Genomic DNA, 18,773 nt, shown 5'->3' on the forward strand with positions numbered 1-18,773 from the left:
GCGGTCGGACCGTGGGTCGGTAAAGCTGGTGCGGTGCTTGGACACGCCTGGGGCGAAGTCCTTTACCGAGATAAGCCCCGACTTCGCGAATCACCATAGGGGCCAGCAAGGCGAGGGTTCTGAAAGCCGCTTTGCAACGAAAAGGCCGGATATAAGCAAGCAGTCAATCCGCCCGGCCAGAACTTCCAATCAGCACTTGCCTCACGGAAGGCGTCCATATAAGCACCGCAGGCTGCCCGCAGCGAAGCGAAGGGACGCAGACAGCAGGGTCGCCTTTTCTTTTGCTTACTTTTATTTTGGCGAAGCAAAAGAAAAGTGAGTAGCCGCCGGGCTACCCCCGGCCAGCCGCCCTCAGCAGCGAACCCGGAGCAAACCAAAAGCCCGCAACAAACTCACTCCTTTACCCGATTCACCAAAAACACCCCAAAAATAGCCAACCCCCCACCGGCCAGCAAGCTGGCACTCAAAGGCTCCCCCAAAATCAGCCACCCCAGCAGCACACCAAACACCGGCACCAGGTTATTGAACACCACGGTGCGCGCCGCGCCCAGTTGGCGTATGCCTTCGTAGTACCAGACAAAAGCCACCGCCGTGCCCAGCACGCCGAGGAAGACCAGGCCTGCCCACACCTCCGGGGTGAACGACCCGGCATGCACGCTGGAGATGTCGCGCAAGGCCAGCAGCCCCAACAACAGCGTGCCCCAGATGGCCGCCCACAGCGTGGCCAGCAGGGGCGACAAGCTCTGCAGCAGTTTGCGGCCCAGCAAGGTGTAGACGGCCCAGGCGCACACCGCGCCAAACATCGACAACTCGCCCTTGCCCAGCGATTGCATGATTTGCGAGAGGTCTCCGCGCGTGACGACCACCCACACCCCCAGCAGCGCCAGGCCCACACCCAGCCAGCGCATTGCCGAGAGCCGGTCGCCCAACAGTGCAGCGGCAAGCAGCAGCGTCACCACCGGGTTGAGCGCGATGAGGAGCGAGGTGCGGCCTGCCGGCAGCACCGACAGCGCAGTGAAAAACAGCAGGTTGTAGATGAAGATCCCGGTGGCGCCGAGCGCCAGGGTGCCCAGCAGCTGGCCGCGCGTGACCTGCGTCATGGCGCGCAGGCCCTGGGTGAAATGCAGCGCCACCAGCAAGGCCAGGGTGGCAAACACAAAACGCACGAAGCCCGCGGTGGCCGGGGGCAGATGGGCCGAGATGACGCGGCCGGCGATAAAAGTCCCGCCCCAAAGTATGGGCACGCAAGTCAAACGGAGGTAAATACCCAGCAGCTTGGTGCCGGCAGGCGCCGCGCCGTATGTGGCGGCAGGTTGCGCGACGGCGGCAGCAGTGGAAGCCACAGCGGGTGGGGTGGTGGCAGTCGTCATGGTGGTTCTTGTTGGTGGAAAGCGGTGAAGGGGGTGAATGGAGTAAATTGATACATGAGATTAATTGTTAAATTGCTCACTATCAAATGAGCATTCATTCATCATGAAATCATGACCCTGGCCCAACTCGAAGTACTGATCACCCTGGACGAATGCCGCAGCTTCTCGCGCGCGGCCATGCGTCTGGGCACGACGCAATCGGCCGTCAGCCACGCCCTGCGCGCACTGGAGACGCAGTTCGGCGTGAAGCTGGCGCTGCGCGACGCCTCCGGCGTGGCCATGACAGACGCCGGTGAGCGCCTGCTGCTGCGTGCCCGCGAGATGACGGCCCTGGCGGCCACCATGACTCAGGAGCTGGGCGATGCCCGGGAGCTGAAAACCGGCACACTGCGCATCGGCTCGTTTGGCCCGACTTCCACCGTGAACCTGTTGCCGCCCCTGCTCGCGGCGTTCAAAAAGCGCCACCCGGGTGCGCAGGTGCGCATAGAGGAAGAAAGCGACGAGGTGGTGGACGACTGGCTGCTGCAAAAGCGCGTGGAGCTGGGCTTTGTTGTGGTGCCTGACGAACGTTTTGAAGTGCTGCCGCTGGTGCAGGATGAGTTCGTCGCCATCCTGCCGGCAAGGCATCCGCTGGCCAAACACAAGGCCGTACCCATCAGCGCGCTCACCGGCCTGGACTTCGTGCTGACCGAGGCCGGCTGCGGCCCGGTCATCGTGCCCATCCTCCAGAAAAACATCGCACTGCCCAAGGTGCTGTATCACTTCACGCAGGTCATCTCCATCCTGCAGTTTGTGCAGCGCGGTCTGGCGGTATCGGTGGCGGCCCGCCTGGCGCTGCCTGACGCACCCAAAGGCGTGGTTTACCGACCCCTGCTGCCCGCGCAGCCGCGCACGGTCGGGCTTGCCTGTCTGGATGCGGCCAGGCTGTCGCCGCTGGCACGTGCATTTTGGGACTTGGCCGAAGCGCAGAGCAAGGCTTGAGATCGTGCCATTTCGCTATCTATTTGATAGCTGCTTGATGGCTTTTTGCGCCTGCTGTTGTTGGGCTAGAAGCACTTTGGGTTCGAACTTGGCCCGCTTGGTGCTGAAGAAGGCCTTGACGTTGCGCACATTGGCGTCGCTGGTAAAAAGCCGCTGTGCCAGCGCCAGGTAGCTGGGCATGTCGGCCACATGCACCATCAGCACAAAGTCTGGCCCCGGGGACACCCGGTAGCACTGCTGCACGGCCTCATCGGCCGCGACCCGCAACTCGAATGCGTCCAGATGCTCGGCGCCTTGCCGGTCGAGTGTGATCTCGACAATGGCGGTCAGGCCGTGCCCCAGCAGGGCCGCAAGCTTGTCGCCGCTGAGCAAGGCCACTTCCCGCTCGATCAGGCCCGCATCGCGCAAGCGCTTGACGCGGCGCAAACAAGTGGGTGGCGAGATATGAACGCGTTCGGCCAAAGCCTGGTTGCTCAGCGATGCATCGGTTTGCAGGCTTTCCAGCAGCTTCAGGTCTACTTCTTCAATGGATATTTGTTCCATTAAATTAATGTAAATGAAATTAAATTTAAATACATGACTGTTGCGAAATTAAATTCCATTTTCTGATAAAAATCAATCACATAAGAAAACAACAAGCACGTAGCATCGAGACATTGTTTTCAGGAGGAGACTTCCATGTGCGGCATCGTTGCGTCGGTTTCGACAAGAAATATTGTTCCCATCCTGGTGCAGGGCCTGCAGCGGCTGGAATACCGGGGTTATGACTCCTGCGGGATCGCCGTGTATGCCGATGGCCTGAAGCGCGCGCGCAGCACCTCGCGCGTGGCCGAGCTGCAAAGCCAGGTCGACCACGATCACCTCCAGGGCAACACAGGCATTGCCCACACCCGCTGGGCCACGCACGGTGCGCCCGCGGTGCACAACGCCCATCCCCATTTCAGCCACGGCAACGGCGCCAACCCCGCCGGCCGTCCCGGCAAGGTGGCGCTGGTGCACAACGGCATCATTGAAAACCATGACGAACTGCGCGCCTCGCTGCAGGCCAAGGGTTACGTGTTCGACAGCCAGACCGATACCGAAGTCATCGTGCACCTGCTGGACAGCCTGTATGACGGCGACCTCTTTGAAGCGCTGAAGGCGACCGTGGCCCGGCTGCATGGCGCCTATGCGATTGCCGCCTTCTGCAAGGACGAGCCGCACCGCGTGGTGGGCGCGCGCGCGGGCTCGCCGCTGATTCTTGGCGTCGGCAAGGGCAACTCCGAAAACTTCCTGGCCAGCGATGCGATGGCATTGGCCGGCGTGACCGACCAGATCGTGTACCTGGAAGAGGGCGACATGGTCGACATGCAGCTGGGCAAATACTGGGTGTTCGACCGCCAGGGCAAGGCCGTGCAGCGAGAGGTAAAAACCGTGCAGGCGCACAGTGGCGCCGCAGAGCTGGGGCCGTATCGCCACTACATGCAGAAGGAGATTTTCGAGCAGCCGCGCGCCATTGCCGGCACGCTCGAAGGCGTGCACGGCATTGTTCCGGAGCTCTTTGGCGATGGGGCTTACCGCGTGTTCAAGGAGATCGACTCGGTGCTGATTCTGGCGTGCGGCACCAGCTACTACAGCGGCTGCGCGGCCAAGTACTGGCTCGAATCCATCGCCGGCATCCCCACCCAGGTGGAAGTGGCCAGCGAGTACCGTTACCGCACCTCGGTGCCCAACCCCAGGTCGCTGGTGGTCACCATCACGCAAAGCGGCGAGACCGCCGACACGCTGGCGGCGCTGCGCCACGCGCAGAGCCTGGGCATGCAGCACACGCTGACCATCTGCAACGTGGCCACCTCGGCCATGGTGCGCGAATGCAAGCTCGCCTACATCACGCGCGCCGGTGTTGAAATTGGCGTGGCTTCCACCAAGGCCTTCACCACCCAGCTCGCCGGCCTGTTTCTGCTGACGCTGGCGCTGGCCCAGAGCAAGGGCCGGTTGAGTGAGGAAGCCGAAGCGGCACACCTCAAGGCCATGCGCCACCTGCCCGCCGCCTTGCAGGCCGTGCTGGCACTGGAGCCGCAGATCATCAGCTGGTCAGAAGATTTCGCCAAGATGGAAAACGCGCTGTTTCTCGGCCGTGGCCTGCACTACCCGATTGCGCTGGAAGGCGCGCTCAAGTTGAAAGAGATCAGCTACATCCACGCCGAGGCCTACCCGGCCGGCGAACTCAAGCACGGCCCGCTGGCCCTGGTGACCAGCGCCATGCCCGTGGTCACGGTCGCGCCCAACGATGCCCTGCTGGAAAAGCTCAAAAGCAACATGCAGGAAGTCCGCGCCCGCGGCGGCGTGCTCTACGTACTGGCCGATGCCGACAGCCACATCGAAAGCGGCGAGGGCCTGCACGTCATCCGCATGCCCGAGCACTACGGCGCGCTCAGCCCGTTGCTGCACGTGGTGCCGCTGCAGCTGCTGGCGTATCACACGGCGTGTGCGCGGGGGACGGATGTGGACAAGCCGAGGAATCTTGCAAAGAGCGTGACCGTCGAATGACGGTCACGGTGCGCGCAAGCGCTTATTCCGCGCAATTAAAGTCGTAAACAGGTTAATAAAGTCGTAAACACGGCTCTAGCATCCATGCGGGTTTCCGGGCTGTTGGATATTCGAGACGGATTTCTAAAGTCGTAAACACGTACATTCGAAGGAGCTCTTTTTCTAGCAATGGCTCCCCACGACCGAAAAGCGAAGTAGCGCTATTAGGTTGAGCGGGATTTTTCGTTGAATCGAGTTCATGCCTAGTGGCTGTACTCGGGTCCCCCAGCATGCAAAACGATCCTTCGCACAAATGGTTCCGCGATTTGACCGTTGAAGCAGTAGCTGAAACCAATCTGCTTCGGTAGCAGTTGGGGCTTCCGGTCGCCGTAGCGGAACTTGCATCTGAGCGGCCACGACTGCTGCACACATCAAATTCCACCGATGAAGCGACTCAAAAACGCCCGGGTCCGCGGATGCTGCGGATTCGCCAACACGGCCTCGGGCGGGCCTTCTTCCACCACGATATCGGTGAGTCTGCGATTGGCAGTGGAGCTGAGAAGCTCAGGAGGCTCGGCCGCCGACTCGTCACGAGGCGGTGACGAGTCGGCGGAACCGAGGCTAAGAGACCGAGACGCTTACTTTTTTCCCAGATAATCCAGCTCAGGCACGCCGCTATTGCCGTCGGCATAGGCAGCTTGGAAGCTGGGGCGTTGCTGCCAGCGCTTCCAGTACGCATCCAGATGCTCGAAACGCTCGTCCAGCGGTGTGGCGTTGACCGGGAACTTGGAGAACGCGATCGCGGTTGCCAGCGTCATGTCCGAGAAGGTGGGCTCGCTCCCGCCGAGCAGCCATTGGCGACCGTCGGACAGATGACGGTTGACCAGGGCGGCGTGCGCCAGCGCTTCCTTGCGGCAGTGCTCACCCCAGGCCTCGTTCTTGGTCAGTTCCAGCTTGAATCCAAGCCCGGTATGCAGCACATGGAACGCCGTGACGATCCGGTAGAGGATGTGTACCCAGATGCGGTTGTCCCACATGTTGTCGAGACCTTGCTCCAGCGCGTTCTCGCCCATGATCTTGCGCCCTGGGTAGGCCTGGTCGAGATAGCGCACGATTGCGGCCGTCTCGGAAATAAAGCTGCCATCGGCCAGCTCGAGAGTAGGAGTCTCGCCCCACGGATTCATGTTCAAGTGGCGCCATCCCCGCTGTTCGCCAACCGGCGCCATATCGTAGATGGTCTCATCGAACTGATTGGCGATGCCCTTTTCATGCATGAACAGGCGCAGGCGCTGTGGGTTCGGGAACGCCGAAGGCGAAGTAAAGAGGTTCAGTTTGGTCGTCATGTTAATAGTTCCTAGCTGGTTAATGATGCTTGCATTTTTTACCTACCAATTAGTAGATAGATGAAGAATAGTGGCCAACACGCACGACGTCAAGAACTATCTGTCACTTGATAGGTAAGTAATTGTAAAGAAGAAAGACGCTTGCCGCTGCCAATCATGAAGCCCTGCAAGCGACGGGCAACGACCTTGGTCCCCGGCCACGAATCGCTACCGCTAGCTGTTTACTCGCAACGCAGACGCTTTCCACAGACTGCGGTTGAGGTGCGCCCGCGCGACTTTGACCTGCGAGATCTCGCGTTTGCTGACCAATTCAATTCAGCAAGCTTGGTGGCATCAAGACGACGGGCGGCGAAATTCCAGCCGCCAATCTACCTATCACAAGGTAGCTCTTGACCTATAATGCGATCTTGACCCTACGAGTTAGTTGGTAGGTTAGTTCTGACTATTGGAATTGTCGTCAACGCCCCTTAGTTGACAGGAAAGGCATTGAAGTGAACTCGAACATGCGGGAAGCTATTTTGGCGGCCGCCCGAAGAGCTGCGCAATCTCGTGGCTACAACGGCCTGAACTTTCGCGATCTCGCCCAGGAGGTGGGCATCAAGTCCGCGAGTATTCACTACCATTTCCCGACTAAGGCCGACCTCGGTACAGCCGTCGCCAAGCGTTATTGGGAGGACGGAGCGGCTGCCTTGGAGGCCATTTCGGCCGAGAACCCCGACCCGCTCGACTGCGTGCGCAAATACCCCGATATTTTTCGCAGGTCGCTAGCAAGCGACAACCGACTGTGCCTCAGCAGCTTCATGGGGGCGGAAACCGAAGACCTGCCTGACACGGTGAAGAAGGAGGTCCTGGTTTTTGCAAATGTCAACGTGGCTTGGCTGAGCAAGGCACTTTCCGCTGCGGGCCTGGTCCGTCCCGAGGACAGTGAACAGCGCGCGCGCGCCATCTTCGCCGCCCTCGCCGGTGCTCAACTCTTCGCGAGAAGCCGCTCGGATATCTCGATCTTTGACGCGTTGATAGCCAACTATCGCGCGGTGGGGCTTCTGCCGACGCAGCCATAGGCCGAATTTTCAGTAAATATCAGGACGAGGTGTTGAATTCCGTCGAAATCTGACCCACTGGGGGTGCGGACAATAACTTGGACTGGTTTATGCCGTAAGTCCAAGTATTTGTCCGCACCCCCAAGCTTCATGTAATGCCTTTCCCTGTATCAAAAGCCGGGATATGCTCTCGACGACTTTGCGTCGATCGCGCAGATCGGTGTTTCGGGATTTGTGATCGTTGCGCATCCTTCAACCAATTTCAGGACATTGGCTGACATGCTGAGCGTGGCCCGTGCCAAGCCGAACTCGATCTCGTTCGGAACCGGCGGCAATGGCCATCCGGCGCATCTCGCGGCCGAGCTGCTGAAGGACCGCGCCAAGGTCTCCATGCAGCACGTTCCGTACAAGGGCTCGGGCCCGCTCACGTCTGATCTGGTGGGCGGTCAGTTACCGGTCGGCGTCATCTCCACTGTTGCGGCTCAACCCTTCGTCGCCGGGGGGCAGCTCATCGGACTTGCGGTGACTGCCAAAGAACGCTGGCCCGATTTACCGAAGGTTCCGACGGTGGAGGAATCTGGTTTTCCGGGCTACGAGTACAGCGCTTGGATCGGCGTGCTTGGTAGAGCGGGAATGCCGGAAGCCGAGATTGCGAACCTTGAGCGACAGCTGCTCGCGATCTGTGCAACCGAAGAAGTGCGCTCAAAACTGTACAAGCAAGGAATTGTCCTGGTGCCGAAGGGGAGAACCGACTTCAAAACGGTGATTGCCCATGATGCCGTCATGAACCGTGACCTTGTCAAAACTATCGGCGTGAAGTTGGACTGACGCGCGATTTCCTCGCGACTGGCGCGACGGCATGGCTGCTTAGGGTCGTCGCGCCAGTCGGCACTGAGGCCGATCTACTTAGGTCGCAAGATCGCAAGCCGGCCCTACCTTACTTCAGAATGCCGGCAGTCTACCCGCGCGCCAGGCAGCGCCCATCGCGTCCTCGTAGGCAACGATTTGCTGTCGTTGCGTGCCCAGCAGTGTGCTGCCCAGGGTCATCACATCGCCGACCTTCAGGAACACTGGCGGCTTTTGGCCGAGGCCTACACCTGGAGGCGTCCCCGTTGGAATCACGTCTCCAGGTTGAAGCGCCATAAAGCGACTGAGGTAAGCCACTATGGTGGCGACGCCGAAAATTTGGGTGCGTGTATTGCCGGTCTGTCTGCGAGTGCCGTTCACGTCGAGCCAGAGATCGATGTTTTGCGGGTCCGGCACTTCGTCAGCCGTCAGCAGCCACGGGCCTAGCGGCGCATAGCCGGGGTGGCTTTTGCCTTTGGTCCACTGGCCCTCCATTTCGATTTGCCACGCGCGTTCCGACACGTCATTGCACAGGCAGTAGCCAGCCACATATTGCAGCGCTTCTGCTTCACTGACATGCCATGCCGGACGCCCGATCACGATGGCTAGTTCGACTTCCCAGTCAAGCTTGACTGAGCCCGGCGCGATGATGACCGGATCGTTGGGGCCAGCGAGCGCGCCGGTGTGCTTGTTGAAAACGATCGGCTGTCCGGGAATGGGGGTGTTGGTTTCTGCCGCGTGGTCGGAGTAGTTCAGGCCGATGCAGACGACGTTCGGGACCTGGCCTACGCAGGCGCCAAGTCGCGTATCAGCAGGAACGGCGGGCAAACTGGACGTGTCCAGGGCGCGCAACTTTGCAAGGCTTTCGTGCGAAAGCGTTGGCCCGTGAATGTCGCTCACAACGGAAGACAAATCGCGCAAAGTGCCTTGGGTATCGATGAGGCCGGGTTTTTCGGAGCCGCGGGGACCGAATCGAACGAGACGCATGGGAGTCCTTTTAAAAAATGTGTTGTATGTCTAACGCGTTATCAAAGCTGCTCAATGCTCAGTGCTAGCTCGCCAAAGTCTCCGTAGCGCAGCACGGCCGGGCATTCAAATGGGAGCTCAATCACGCCCGCCAGCGAGCCGGTAATGACTACCTGCCCGGCCTCCAGGCCTGTGCCTCGGCTTCGCAAAAATTCGGCGAGCCAGTAAAGCGGCAAGCGCGGGTCACCATTGGGGTGGGTGGCTTCATATTTAGCGTCCTCACCGCCCGACACGGAGAGCCCAATCTGGAAAGGACCCGGGAAGGGTTCTTGGGCAAGATCGATGTTGACTCTTGGCCCTAGCACCACGCTTTGGTTCCACAAGCTGTCGGCCATCAGTTCAGGGCCGCTCGCCTCCGCGGGATCGGCATAGCGACAGCCCAGCACCTCGACGGCAAGACGCACACCGCCGATGGCGGCATTGACATCAGCAGGGGTGTAGGGAGCGTCTCGTGGCGGCAGGCTTTGCTTGAGCTCGAATGCCAGCTCGGGCTCGACACGCGCCGCACCTTTAGGACCTGCAGGCGCGGTTGCAACGCCGCCGGATGACCTCACGTCGTGCAGCGCGGCGACAATCCAGAGATTAGCTGGCGGTAGCGCGCATTTCCAGCCCGCTACCGGACTGCCGCGCATTTCGCTGATGCGCCGCTGGATGCGCCAGCCGTCTTCTGGAGTTGCCGGTCGTATGCTGGTTTCCAGCCTTTTGCCAGAGCGTCCTGCCGACTGAAGTGCGTGCAGGTAACGCGCGGCGGTTTCGATAGCGGTTGGATTCATGATCGTGCCGCCAGTCCCACCTGTCCTGCTGCATTCACCAGAACTGCGCAGCACGCCGTGACTGAAAAGGATTGCGCTGATTTCGTCGCAACAGTCCAAGCGCCGCTCGGGCCATCGACACATTTGATCTGGATACCGTTCATTTGTCCGTCTACTTCTGATGAGTGAAAGTGTTTTGATCCGTTACCCTGGGTGCACCCAGGGAATGTCATGACTCACAGCGCGCTCGAACTGGCGTCGTCTGGATTTCGACTCGGCTACCAAGCCAGTGTCGAACTCTCGCAACAGTGCATCTCGCCGCACCTTTGCTGCCGCCGCATTCCTGGTCTTCACATGACCGAACCCGAGCACTGTCTGGGGGAGGCGCGCAATGTGCAGACCCGTTGGTAGGCGCTCCGACGTCAGGTGCTCGACGACGTCTCGCATCGTGGCCTCGTACTCGCCGATCGCTGCCCTCTCGACGCTTCGCTTCTCGGTACATTCGAACATGGCGAAGATGCTGCGCCGAAGCCGACGTGTCCGCGAAAGCACGCGGTGACCAACGTTCTCATACTCGACCTTGTGGGTCATAAGCTTGTAAAGACTGGTCGCCACCTCGCGAGCAAGGCAATCTCCGCCAGTTGAACTCCCTTCAACAGCCGCAATCTCGCGAACATAGGCTTCGAAGCGCTGCGCGTAGGCCGCGTTCTGATAGTCAGTAAGGCGCTTTGTGCGGTCCTGAATCAGGGCCTCCAGGCTAGGCGTGAACTGAGACATTGAGAAGAGTGCAGTCTTTAGTGCACCGTCTCGAGCCGTTCACCCGAGTCCCCGTGAAAAAGATGCAAATGCGCGTTGTCCGCACCCAGGCGCACGTGGTCACCGGGGCGCACGCTGACCCGTTCTCGTAGCACGCAGGTGAGCTTTATGCCGCCTGAGTCAACGAGGAGGTGCGTCTCCGAGCCGGTGGACTCCACCACCAGTACTCGGGCCTCTACGCCTGCATCACTCAGCCGCAGGTGCTCAGGCCGCACGCCCAGCGTGAGGGCCTGGCCGCTCGTGGCGGGCACGTGGGGCACGTTCCAGTGGTTGCCCGCGTTGTCTATAACGCCTTGGCCATTCACCTTGACAGGCACCAGGTTCATCGACGGCGAGCCGATGAAGGCGGCAACAAAGATGTTGCGCGGCCGGTCGAACAAATCGAGCGGTGTGCCCACCTGTTCCACGATACCGTCGTGCATAGCCACGATTTTGTCCGCCATGGTCATGGCCTCGATCTGATCGTGTGTGACATAGATCGTCGTCGCCTTCAGGCGCTGGTGCAGCTCGCGAATCTCGGCGCGCATTGCAACGCGCAGCTTGGCGTCCAGGTTGGACAGCGGTTCGTCAAAGAGGAAGACCTGCGGGTCGCGCACGATGGCACGGCCCATTGCGACGCGTTGGCGCTGGCCGCCGGAAAGCTGCTTGGGTAGCCGGGTTAGCAGTGGCTCAAGCCCGAGGATCTTTGCTGCCCGAGACACGCGCTCCTCGATCTCCTGCTGCGGCGCATGGCGCAATTTCAGCGAGAACGCGAGGTTGTCTGCGACCGTGAGGTGAGGGTACAGCGCGTAGTTCTGAAAAACCATGGCGATGTCGCGATCCTTGGGAAGCAAGTCATTCATACGGCGCCCGCCGATGCGGATTTCGCCGCCATCAATCCCTTCGAGACCTGCGATCATGCGCAGCAGAGTGGACTTGCCACAGCCTGAGGGGCCGACCAGCACGACGAATTCGCCGTCGCGAATGGCTATGCTCACACCGCGGATGATCTGCGTGCTGCCGAAGGACTTCGCTACGTCCTGGATTTCAACTGTTGCCATTTTGGTGTCTCATCTTTCAAAAAGTGAAGTTGTTATCGCGAGAAGTCAGCCGCGTGCTGCTGCACATGTTTCCGGTCTAACGGGGAGTTGTGATCGCTCATCCCGCTTGCCAGGCGGTCTTGAGTCGCGTGTATTCATGCCGGTAGCGGCCGACCGAAGCCTCCCGTAGTGCATTGGTCTTTTTCAGCAGCTCCAGGGGGGCATCGAAAGCCTGGACATCGCATCCCTCCAGCAACAGCACCCAGCGAGCGGGTGTCAGCAAGTCCTTGCGGCCCTTGCTTTCGGCGGTTGACTGGCTTGAAACGCCAGCATCCGATCCCAGAAGATGCGCACCACTGATGCGTGGCATCTGGGCCACCGCCTCCAGCGTCGACGTGAGAAGTGATACCGAACTCTGTTGAGCATCGTCTCCGATGTCAAATCGCATGGTCATCAGCGCGCCACCCGAGCCCACGCCGTGGCTGGCCACCACGCGCGTGAGAGAGCGCGTGGTCGTCTGAAAATGTGCGGTGGTCGCACGCGTCCAGGCCGTGGGTTCGTTCAAGCGCGAAAGATAGTCGCTGCTCTGGATGACCTGAAAGGTCGATGTTTCGTAGAGCGTAAAGAACTCTGGCTGCGTCGCCTCGTCGGCTGCCCGATAGCGGCGCCCCCGCACAAAGCCGGGAATGCCGACGCGCTCGGGCATGTGCTCGTGCAGATGCCAGGCGTAAAACTCTGCGCGGCCGGCCTCGGCGATGTCATTCCAGATGGCCACTGCACCTTCACCTGCCAGCATTTAAATTCTCCTTGGACGTTGTTGCGAAACCGGTGTTGCGCACGTGGAGCGCGACGTTACCGATCCCTTCGAAAACACACTGCAGTCGTTCACCGGGCCGTGCACGATGGACGCCTGTATGTGAACGACCAAAAAAGATACGGGAAGCAGTGCTAGCGCGGGCAGCGAGATTGGCGTAGTCCCTACCGGTATCGACGTGGCTAAAGACTGCTTCAGCCATTTGATGCTTTCGATGGAGCCAGCCCCATCGTTTCCATGATCTTGCGGCTGGGCCATAGGTCGGCAATTTCCGCCGCCGTGGCTTTCACGTCAGGCGCGATAGCGGAAAGCTGCGCTGCCGGGAGCCTGGACACGGGACCTGCTACGCTGACCGTACCGATCGCGCGGCGGGTTTGCGGGTCAAAGATGGCGCAACTTACCGCGCACGTGCCTGGCTCCCCTTCCTCGATGGAAGTGCCGTAGCCGCGCTCGCGCGTCAGCGCGAGCTCCGCAAGCAAGCTAGCCTCGTCACGCACGACCGGCCGGCCGAATCGGGTAGGCACGACGAAGCCGCGCGTCTTTACCAGTGCCACGGCCTGCGCTTCCTCCAAGGTCGCGAGCCAGGCTTTGCCCGTTGCCGTGGCGTGCAGCACGACTGTTTGCCCCATATCAGGGTCGTATCGCAAACCGGACATCGAACCCTGAGCCCTGGCTATCCAGATCAACGCATCGTTTTCCACGAGTGCCAGGCGAACCAACTCACCTGTGCGCGCGGCCAATCGATCCAACGACGGCTGACAAATTTCCGTAATGCCCGATGCTGCAAGAAACCGAAAGCCAATCGCGGCTAACTTCACTGTCATGCGGTAGCGCTGGCTGTACTCGTCCTGCGTGACCAGCCCGCGCTGAACCAGGATGGTCAGCAGCCTGTGCACCGCGCTCTTGGGCAGGGTCAGCCGACGCGAGATATCGCTGATCGGCAGTCCATTGGGGTGGTCGGCAAGCAGCGTGAGGATGTCCAGCGTGCGCTCAACCATGTCACCAGTAGCCATTAAAACTCCATTTTCTAGAACGATGTCCCAGTTTATCGCTCAGAAAGGCATGGATATACCGGGTTTTCCCCAGTGACTCGCCTTCATGAGGCGAATAAAGTGGATCACTGTTCCAGAAAAGAAACCGTCATGAGCACCACATCCTCTAGCAACATCGCAAGCGCGACGCAACCTGGTCCTCGCCCGCCAGGCTTCTGGGCCGGATTTTTATGGTTCGCGCCAGCAGTCGCCATGCTGTTGGCCGTCACCTTGTATCCGACGGGCATGGTCCTCTGGTTGAGCGTCCACCGCACGCGCCTCTACGAAGTGGTGGCGGGCGTGGGTCTGGCGAACTACGTTACCGTCCTCACATCGCCCGCTTTCCTTGAACTCAGCCTCAACTCGCTTCTATATGTCAGCGGGGCGCTGGCCCTGGTGCTGCCGATGGGTTTGGCCAGTGCACTGGCTCTGCAGAACCTCGCCAGCTCCGCAGCGCTCGTGCGCACATTGCTCCTGCTCCCTTGGACGCTGTCTATGGGTGTGGTGGGCTGCTTCTGGTTATGGTTGCTTAACCCCTCGTACGGGCCCATCAGTTATCTGATGCGGTCGCTGGGCGTCGAGCCCGGACTTATGCTGGGTGAACCATCGCTGGCACTCATTCTCGTCATCCTGGTCACCGCATGGTGGTCATTCCCCTACGTGATGGTGATGATGAGCGCGTCGCTGCAAAGCATCCCGGCAGAGTTGTACGAAGCGATTGACATCGATGGTGGCGGTTTGCGCGCGCGCCTTCGTCACGCGGTCTGGCCGCACATCGCGCCCACGCTGGGCAGCACCGCGCTGACATTGGGCATCGTTTATCTCACCCTGATCACGATGATCCTGGTGCTGACGGGTGGCGGGCCGATTGGCACGACTGCCACCTGGAGTTTCGAAGTGTTCTCCAGCGCGTTTCGTTCCGTGGATCTGTCGCCCTCATCCGTCATTTCCGTCGTGGTGTTGATCGTCAACCTTTTCCTCGGCTATCTCTACTCCCGGCTCACTGGCCGAGTCGCGGGCTAAACATCATGCACATTCATCGTTCGGAAAAAGTTCTCTCCTGGACCGTAGTGACCGTTTTGGCGCTCACGGTGCTCATTCCACTATCCTGGGCAGTCTTCACCTCGCTAAAGAGTGAGGCCAGCGTCATGGCGTACCCGCCCACCTTCCTGCCCACTGACCCGAGTCTGTCTGCTTACAAGACGGTGTTCCTGAACCAGACCTTCGCCTCCGATCTCTTCAACTCGGTCTTCTATTCGCTCGCCGCGGTGGCTCTCGCTGTGCTGCTTTCCGCGCCCGCGGGCTACGCCGCGTCCCGCTTCGAGTTCCGGGGAAAACGCGCGGTGATGCTGCTGATTTTGTCGACGTCGATGATCCCTGCCGTCGCCTTGCTGGTGCCAACTTACTATTTGCTGGACAAACTGGGCTTGTTGAACAATCCCGTGGTCATCATCGTGCTGCAGGCCGCTCGACTGGTACCCCAGACCGTCTGGTTCATGCAGAACTTTGTGGATGCCGTTCCGCGGGAACTTGACGAGGCGACGCAGGTTGATGGCGCCAATCACTGGCAGACGTTCACCAAAATCATCTTGCCCCTGGTTCGGCCGGGCATCGCTGCCAGCGCCGTGATTGGTGTCATCACCACATGGAACGACTACATCACCGTGGCGGCATTTGCACCCGAAGTGGCTTACCGGACGCTGCAGGTTGCTCTGGTCAATCAGGTCTTCGACAGCATCGGCATCACCTGGTCTTACGTCATGGCCTTCGCCGTAGTCTGTTCCATCCCCATCGTCGCGATATTCATCCTGGCACAGCGATGGTTCATCAGCGGCCTGACGGCTGGCGCGGTTAAGGGCTGACCAAAAAGCCAAGCATTCGAATCACATAACTTGATCACTTAGGAGACGACATGACTGAGCAGAAACGCACGAACATAAACGAACAGCAATCAGCGCCTGGCACGAGCCGACGCACATTTGTCGCTGGTGTGGCCGGAGTGGCCGCAGCGCTGGGCGTACCCGGGGGGCGGGCCTTTGCACAGACCACCGAGACCGTGACCTACAACACCTTCCTCGATCCAGGTAACCTCAACGATCCGCGCGCAGTGGCGCAAACGCAGATGATCGCGGCCTTCGAGGCCAGCCAGCCGCGCGTGAAGGTGCGCGTGGTGGTGGACCCTTCCGGCCAAAACGGCGTTCGCGCAGCGCGTTCCAAAGCAGACAGCCCTGATGTCATCCGGGTCACCAATTTCCAGATTCCCGAATACGTATCCACCGGCTCGATTCTCTCGATCGACGAGCTGGTCGCCCGCGACAAGGTAGACACCAAGGACTGGCTGATCAGCATGGATCAGACGCGCTTTAACGGCAAGCTATGGGGCCTTCAGCAGGACTTTCGCATCCCGATCTTCGTCTACCGCAAGAGCAAGTTCGAAGAAGCGAAGGTTGCGCCCCCGCGTACTTACCAGGAGGCTGCCGCACTCGGGAAGGTGCTGACCAAAGGGAATCAGATGGCCTACGCCGTGCCTGTCGGTGCAGCCGGCGGTATCGGCGGGGCGCAGGCGTTGGTGGAGTTCATGGTCAGCTCCCTGGTAGCGGGAAACAGCGAGCCTTTCTTCGTGCCGAGTGGCCGCGAGATGGGCTTCAGCGAGCAGCGGCTGTTGCTGGCCGCCAGCGTCGTGAAGGACCTGTACGCGAAGAAGGCTGCAACGCCGGTCAGCTTGCAGTTCTCCTACAACGAGGTGCAGGACGGGCTGCGCGCGGGCACCGTCGCCTCGGCCACCTTCGGGCTGTTCCGCTACCGCGGCCTGAAGGCTGCCGTGGCCAACGACCTGGCCTGGGCGCCAGCGCCATCGGTGGCAGCCAACGACAAGCACGCGGTGTATGGTTTTCAGCTGTGCATCAACAGCAATTCGCCACGCCAGGGCGGCGCGTGGGAGTTCGTCAAGTTCATGGCCAGCCCCGCAGCTCAGGCGATCGCCGCGCGCGGCGGTGAAGTGGTAGCCCGCGCCAGCGCCTACAAGGATGCGTACTTCAAGTCGCCGGAAGCCGAAGACCAGTTGGGCTGGAAGGCGCTGGTGGAGTCACGCGGCCGGATGGTGAACTATTCAGTCATCCAGTCCACCTTCAACCAGATCTGCGGCGAAGCTTTCCAGCGCATGATCCTGCGTGACCTGCAGCCGGCGTCTGTGGCGCTGGAGATGCGTACCCGGTACACAGACGCGCTCGCCAAGACGTGATGCCCCATATCTCGGGAACCACGCGGCTGTATGGTTTGGTTGGCGATCCGCTGACCACAGCCAAGTCGCCCGAGTTATTGAACCGGCTGTTTACGGAGCAGGGCGCAGATGCGGTCTGCGTCCCATTTGGCGTCAAGGCTGATGAGCTCGCCGCCTTTGTCACGGGTGCTCGAACGGTAGGAAATCTCTCCGGTTTGCTGGTCACCATGCCTCATAAGCAAAGGATGCTCGACTATGTCGACGAGCTACATCCGACCGCGCGTGAAGTTGGCGCCATCAACGTTATCCGCTGTAACCCTGACGGTCGCTGGGTTGGCGCAATATTTGACGGCCTGGGTTGCGTTCTCGGTATGGAGTGGGAGGGGCTCCATCCCGCAAACAAATCCGTGCTGCTCATCGGCGCCGGAGGAGCAGGCAGGGCCATTGCGTTCGCGGTCGCGTCTGCGGGTGCCCGGTCCCTCACCGTTTTCGATGTTGACCGGGTTCGCGCTGAGGACCTGGCCAGGTCTGTCGCCGTCGCAACCGATTGCCCGGCGAAGTTCGGCGCGCCAGATCCACACGAGTTCGAAGTCGTCATCAATGCCACAGCGCTGGGGATGAAGCCCGGCGATCCGATGCCCGTGGATGCCGCCCGCCTTGCCCCCGGCAGCATCGTCGTCGACATCGTCAATTCCGTTGAAGCTACACCCCTTTGTCGTGCTGCCAGTGAACGGGGGTGTCGTACCCAAAGCGGACGTCCGATGCACGAAGGGCAGGCAGTGCACGCCTTGCGCTTCCTGGGCTTCGGTTACGTGCCTGAAGGCAGGTCAATTCAGAGGTCTTGAACCGCGTTCTGCACCATCTAAAGCCATTACGCCTTAAGCCATGAAAACACATCGTGATCGTTCGAATGGATGAATGAATCACGAATTCGGTACCAGGAGAACATGTATGAAAGTTGCAATACTCGAGGCGAACCACTGGCACGTCCCGCTCTATCTCGATTCGCTTGAAGCAAACGGTATTGAAGTGGTGGCAGTGTCCGATTCGGACACCGTCAAGGGCCAGGCCATTGCGACGCGTTTCAAGACCAGGTTCTACGCATCCAGCCGCGAACTGCTCGACAGCGAGACGATCGATTTCGCCTTTGCATTCGGTCGGCACTCTGAAATGCCCGCGCTTGCGGAAGAGCTGATCGCACGAAGAATTCCGTTTGCGCTTGAAAAGCCCTGCGGCATCAACATGTCTCAGGTGACGCGGCTACGTGAATTGGCCGAAGCGGCAAACGTCTATTGCGCTGTACCGTTCATTTTCCGCATCAGCGATTTGCTTGGCGCTGTCAAAGGAATCGAGGGCACTATTCCCTCGGCCTTCAACTACATGTCGGTTCGCTTCATAGTTGGTGGGCCGGACCGTTATACCTCCTCCGGTTCGGGTTGGGCAATCGATCCAAAATATTCTGGAGGTGGATCGACTATCAATGTCGCCACTCATTTCATTGATTTCTTCAGATTGATAACGGGTAAGGACGTCGTTCGAGTCTCCGCCATCATGAATTCCCGAACCCATCATGGTGATGTCGAGGACTATTCCCTGCTCACAATGCAAACGGAAGATGGCGTTACCGGGCTTGTAGAAACGGGATATAGCTTTCCCAGCACTGCTGACGAGCAGCGTGAATTTTCATTCACGTTTTCATCCGACCGCATGTATGCGAAATCCGGCCCAGACCGGATTGAGATTCGGGATCGGAAAGATATCAGCGGAGGTACCCGGAGCCTGCGCCTCCGGCTCGAAACTGACGTGTACTACCCACTGTTCGTGAAGCAGGTTCTTTCTGAATGTCGCACGGGAGCCAAACCAATTGCCTCATTGCGAGATGCCGAAGCTGTGATGCAAGTCATGGACGCGGCATACGCCTCGGCCAAGCAAAACGGGGCACCGCAAACCCTTGTGCCGCTTATTGCAACCTCTGGCGCCCGTCGGTGAACTAACCAGGAGATCTCA

At 60.0% G+C, this 18,773-nt stretch carries 18 protein-coding genes; 9 read left to right on the top strand and 9 right to left on the bottom strand.

The window, feature by feature from the left end:
- Positions 1 to 392 precede the first annotated feature (392 nt).
- Entirely contained in the window at positions 393 to 1,370 is a 978-nt protein-coding gene (locus AC1DS5_RS06985) for a DMT family transporter (protein WP_477717532.1), read from the bottom strand.
- 111 nt (positions 1,371 to 1,481) lie between these two features.
- On the opposite strand from AC1DS5_RS06985, the gene AC1DS5_RS06990 reads away from it, so the two are divergent.
- Positions 1,482 to 2,351: a LysR family transcriptional regulator gene (locus AC1DS5_RS06990; protein WP_477717533.1), complete on the top strand. Its 870-nt coding sequence runs from the start codon at positions 1,482 to 1,484 to the stop codon at positions 2,349 to 2,351.
- Between the two features lie 15 nt (positions 2,352 to 2,366).
- On the opposite strand, the gene AC1DS5_RS06995 is transcribed toward AC1DS5_RS06990, so the two are convergent.
- Positions 2,367 to 2,894 carry an Lrp/AsnC family transcriptional regulator gene (locus AC1DS5_RS06995; protein WP_477717534.1) on the bottom strand — a complete coding sequence of 176 codons (528 nt, stop codon included), beginning with the start codon at positions 2,892 to 2,894 and terminating at the stop codon, positions 2,367 to 2,369.
- A gap of 135 nt (positions 2,895 to 3,029) precedes the next feature.
- Between AC1DS5_RS06995 and glmS the strand changes: the two genes are divergently transcribed.
- Positions 3,030 to 4,880, top strand: coding sequence for a glutamine--fructose-6-phosphate transaminase (isomerizing) (glmS, locus tag AC1DS5_RS07000; RefSeq protein WP_477717535.1), 1,851 nt, complete (start codon positions 3,030 to 3,032; stop codon positions 4,878 to 4,880).
- A gap of 617 nt (positions 4,881 to 5,497) precedes the next feature.
- Here the strand turns inward: glmS and AC1DS5_RS07005 are convergent.
- The gene (locus AC1DS5_RS07005; protein WP_477717536.1) at positions 5,498 to 6,202 is read right to left on the bottom strand and encodes a glutathione S-transferase family protein; all 705 of its coding nucleotides are present in this window, start codon (positions 6,200 to 6,202) and stop codon (positions 5,498 to 5,500) included.
- 503 nt (positions 6,203 to 6,705) lie between these two features.
- Here AC1DS5_RS07005 and AC1DS5_RS07010 point away from each other — a divergent pair.
- Entirely contained in the window at positions 6,706 to 7,263 is a 558-nt protein-coding gene (locus tag AC1DS5_RS07010) for a TetR/AcrR family transcriptional regulator (RefSeq protein ID WP_477717774.1), read from the top strand.
- 144 nt (positions 7,264 to 7,407) lie between these two features.
- Complete coding sequence (locus AC1DS5_RS07015; protein WP_477717775.1) at positions 7,408 to 8,070, top strand: tripartite tricarboxylate transporter substrate-binding protein; 663 nt, start codon at positions 7,408 to 7,410, stop codon at positions 8,068 to 8,070.
- A 114-nt stretch (positions 8,071 to 8,184) separates the two neighbouring features.
- On the opposite strand, the gene AC1DS5_RS07020 is transcribed toward AC1DS5_RS07015, so the two are convergent.
- The 6 genes from AC1DS5_RS07020 to AC1DS5_RS07045 all read right to left on the bottom strand — a co-directional run bounded on the left by AC1DS5_RS07020 (position 8,185) and on the right by AC1DS5_RS07045 (position 13,528).
- The gene (locus AC1DS5_RS07020; RefSeq protein WP_477717537.1) at positions 8,185 to 9,075 is read right to left on the bottom strand and encodes a fumarylacetoacetate hydrolase family protein; all 891 of its coding nucleotides are present in this window, start codon (positions 9,073 to 9,075) and stop codon (positions 8,185 to 8,187) included.
- Positions 9,076 to 9,116: 41 nt separating this feature from the next.
- Positions 9,117 to 9,887 carry a hypothetical protein gene (locus tag AC1DS5_RS07025; protein ID WP_477717538.1) on the bottom strand — a complete coding sequence of 257 codons (771 nt, stop codon included), beginning with the start codon at positions 9,885 to 9,887 and terminating at the stop codon, positions 9,117 to 9,119.
- Positions 9,888 to 10,070: 183 nt separating this feature from the next.
- Entirely contained in the window at positions 10,071 to 10,643 is a 573-nt protein-coding gene (locus AC1DS5_RS07030; protein ID WP_477717539.1) for a DUF6537 domain-containing protein, read from the bottom strand.
- A gap of 17 nt (positions 10,644 to 10,660) precedes the next feature.
- On the bottom strand, positions 10,661 to 11,722 hold the full coding sequence (locus tag AC1DS5_RS07035; RefSeq protein WP_477717540.1) for an ABC transporter ATP-binding protein: 1,062 nt from the start codon (positions 11,720 to 11,722) through the stop codon (positions 10,661 to 10,663).
- A 97-nt stretch (positions 11,723 to 11,819) separates the two neighbouring features.
- The gene (locus tag AC1DS5_RS07040; RefSeq protein ID WP_477717541.1) at positions 11,820 to 12,497 is read right to left on the bottom strand and encodes a hypothetical protein; all 678 of its coding nucleotides are present in this window, start codon (positions 12,495 to 12,497) and stop codon (positions 11,820 to 11,822) included.
- A 212-nt stretch (positions 12,498 to 12,709) separates the two neighbouring features.
- Entirely contained in the window at positions 12,710 to 13,528 is an 819-nt protein-coding gene (locus tag AC1DS5_RS07045; protein WP_477717542.1) for an IclR family transcriptional regulator, read from the bottom strand.
- 129 nt (positions 13,529 to 13,657) lie between these two features.
- Between AC1DS5_RS07045 and AC1DS5_RS07050 the strand changes: the two genes are divergently transcribed.
- From AC1DS5_RS07050 to AC1DS5_RS07070, 5 genes are all read left to right on the top strand, one after another.
- Positions 13,658 to 14,569 (top strand): carbohydrate ABC transporter permease, encoded by a 912-nt coding sequence (locus AC1DS5_RS07050; RefSeq protein ID WP_477717543.1) that lies wholly within the window; start codon positions 13,658 to 13,660, stop codon positions 14,567 to 14,569.
- Positions 14,570 to 14,574: 5 nt separating this feature from the next.
- A complete protein-coding gene (locus AC1DS5_RS07055) occupies positions 14,575 to 15,408 on the top strand; it encodes a carbohydrate ABC transporter permease (protein ID WP_477717544.1) in 834 nt (277 codons plus the stop codon).
- Between the two features lie 50 nt (positions 15,409 to 15,458).
- A complete protein-coding gene (locus AC1DS5_RS07060) occupies positions 15,459 to 16,787 on the top strand; it encodes an ABC transporter substrate-binding protein (RefSeq protein ID WP_477717545.1) in 1,329 nt (442 codons plus the stop codon).
- A complete protein-coding gene (locus AC1DS5_RS07065; RefSeq protein WP_477717546.1) occupies positions 16,787 to 17,611 on the top strand; it encodes a shikimate dehydrogenase family protein in 825 nt (274 codons plus the stop codon). The genes AC1DS5_RS07060 and AC1DS5_RS07065 overlap by 1 nt, the downstream gene beginning before the upstream one ends.
- 106 nt (positions 17,612 to 17,717) lie before the next feature.
- Positions 17,718 to 18,755, top strand: a complete 1,038-nt coding sequence (locus AC1DS5_RS07070) for a Gfo/Idh/MocA family protein (protein WP_477717547.1) — start codon at positions 17,718 to 17,720, stop codon at positions 18,753 to 18,755.
- The last annotated feature ends 18 nt before the right edge of the window (positions 18,756 to 18,773 follow it).

This window comes from Polaromonas sp. P4_H1 (genome assembly GCF_056400945.1).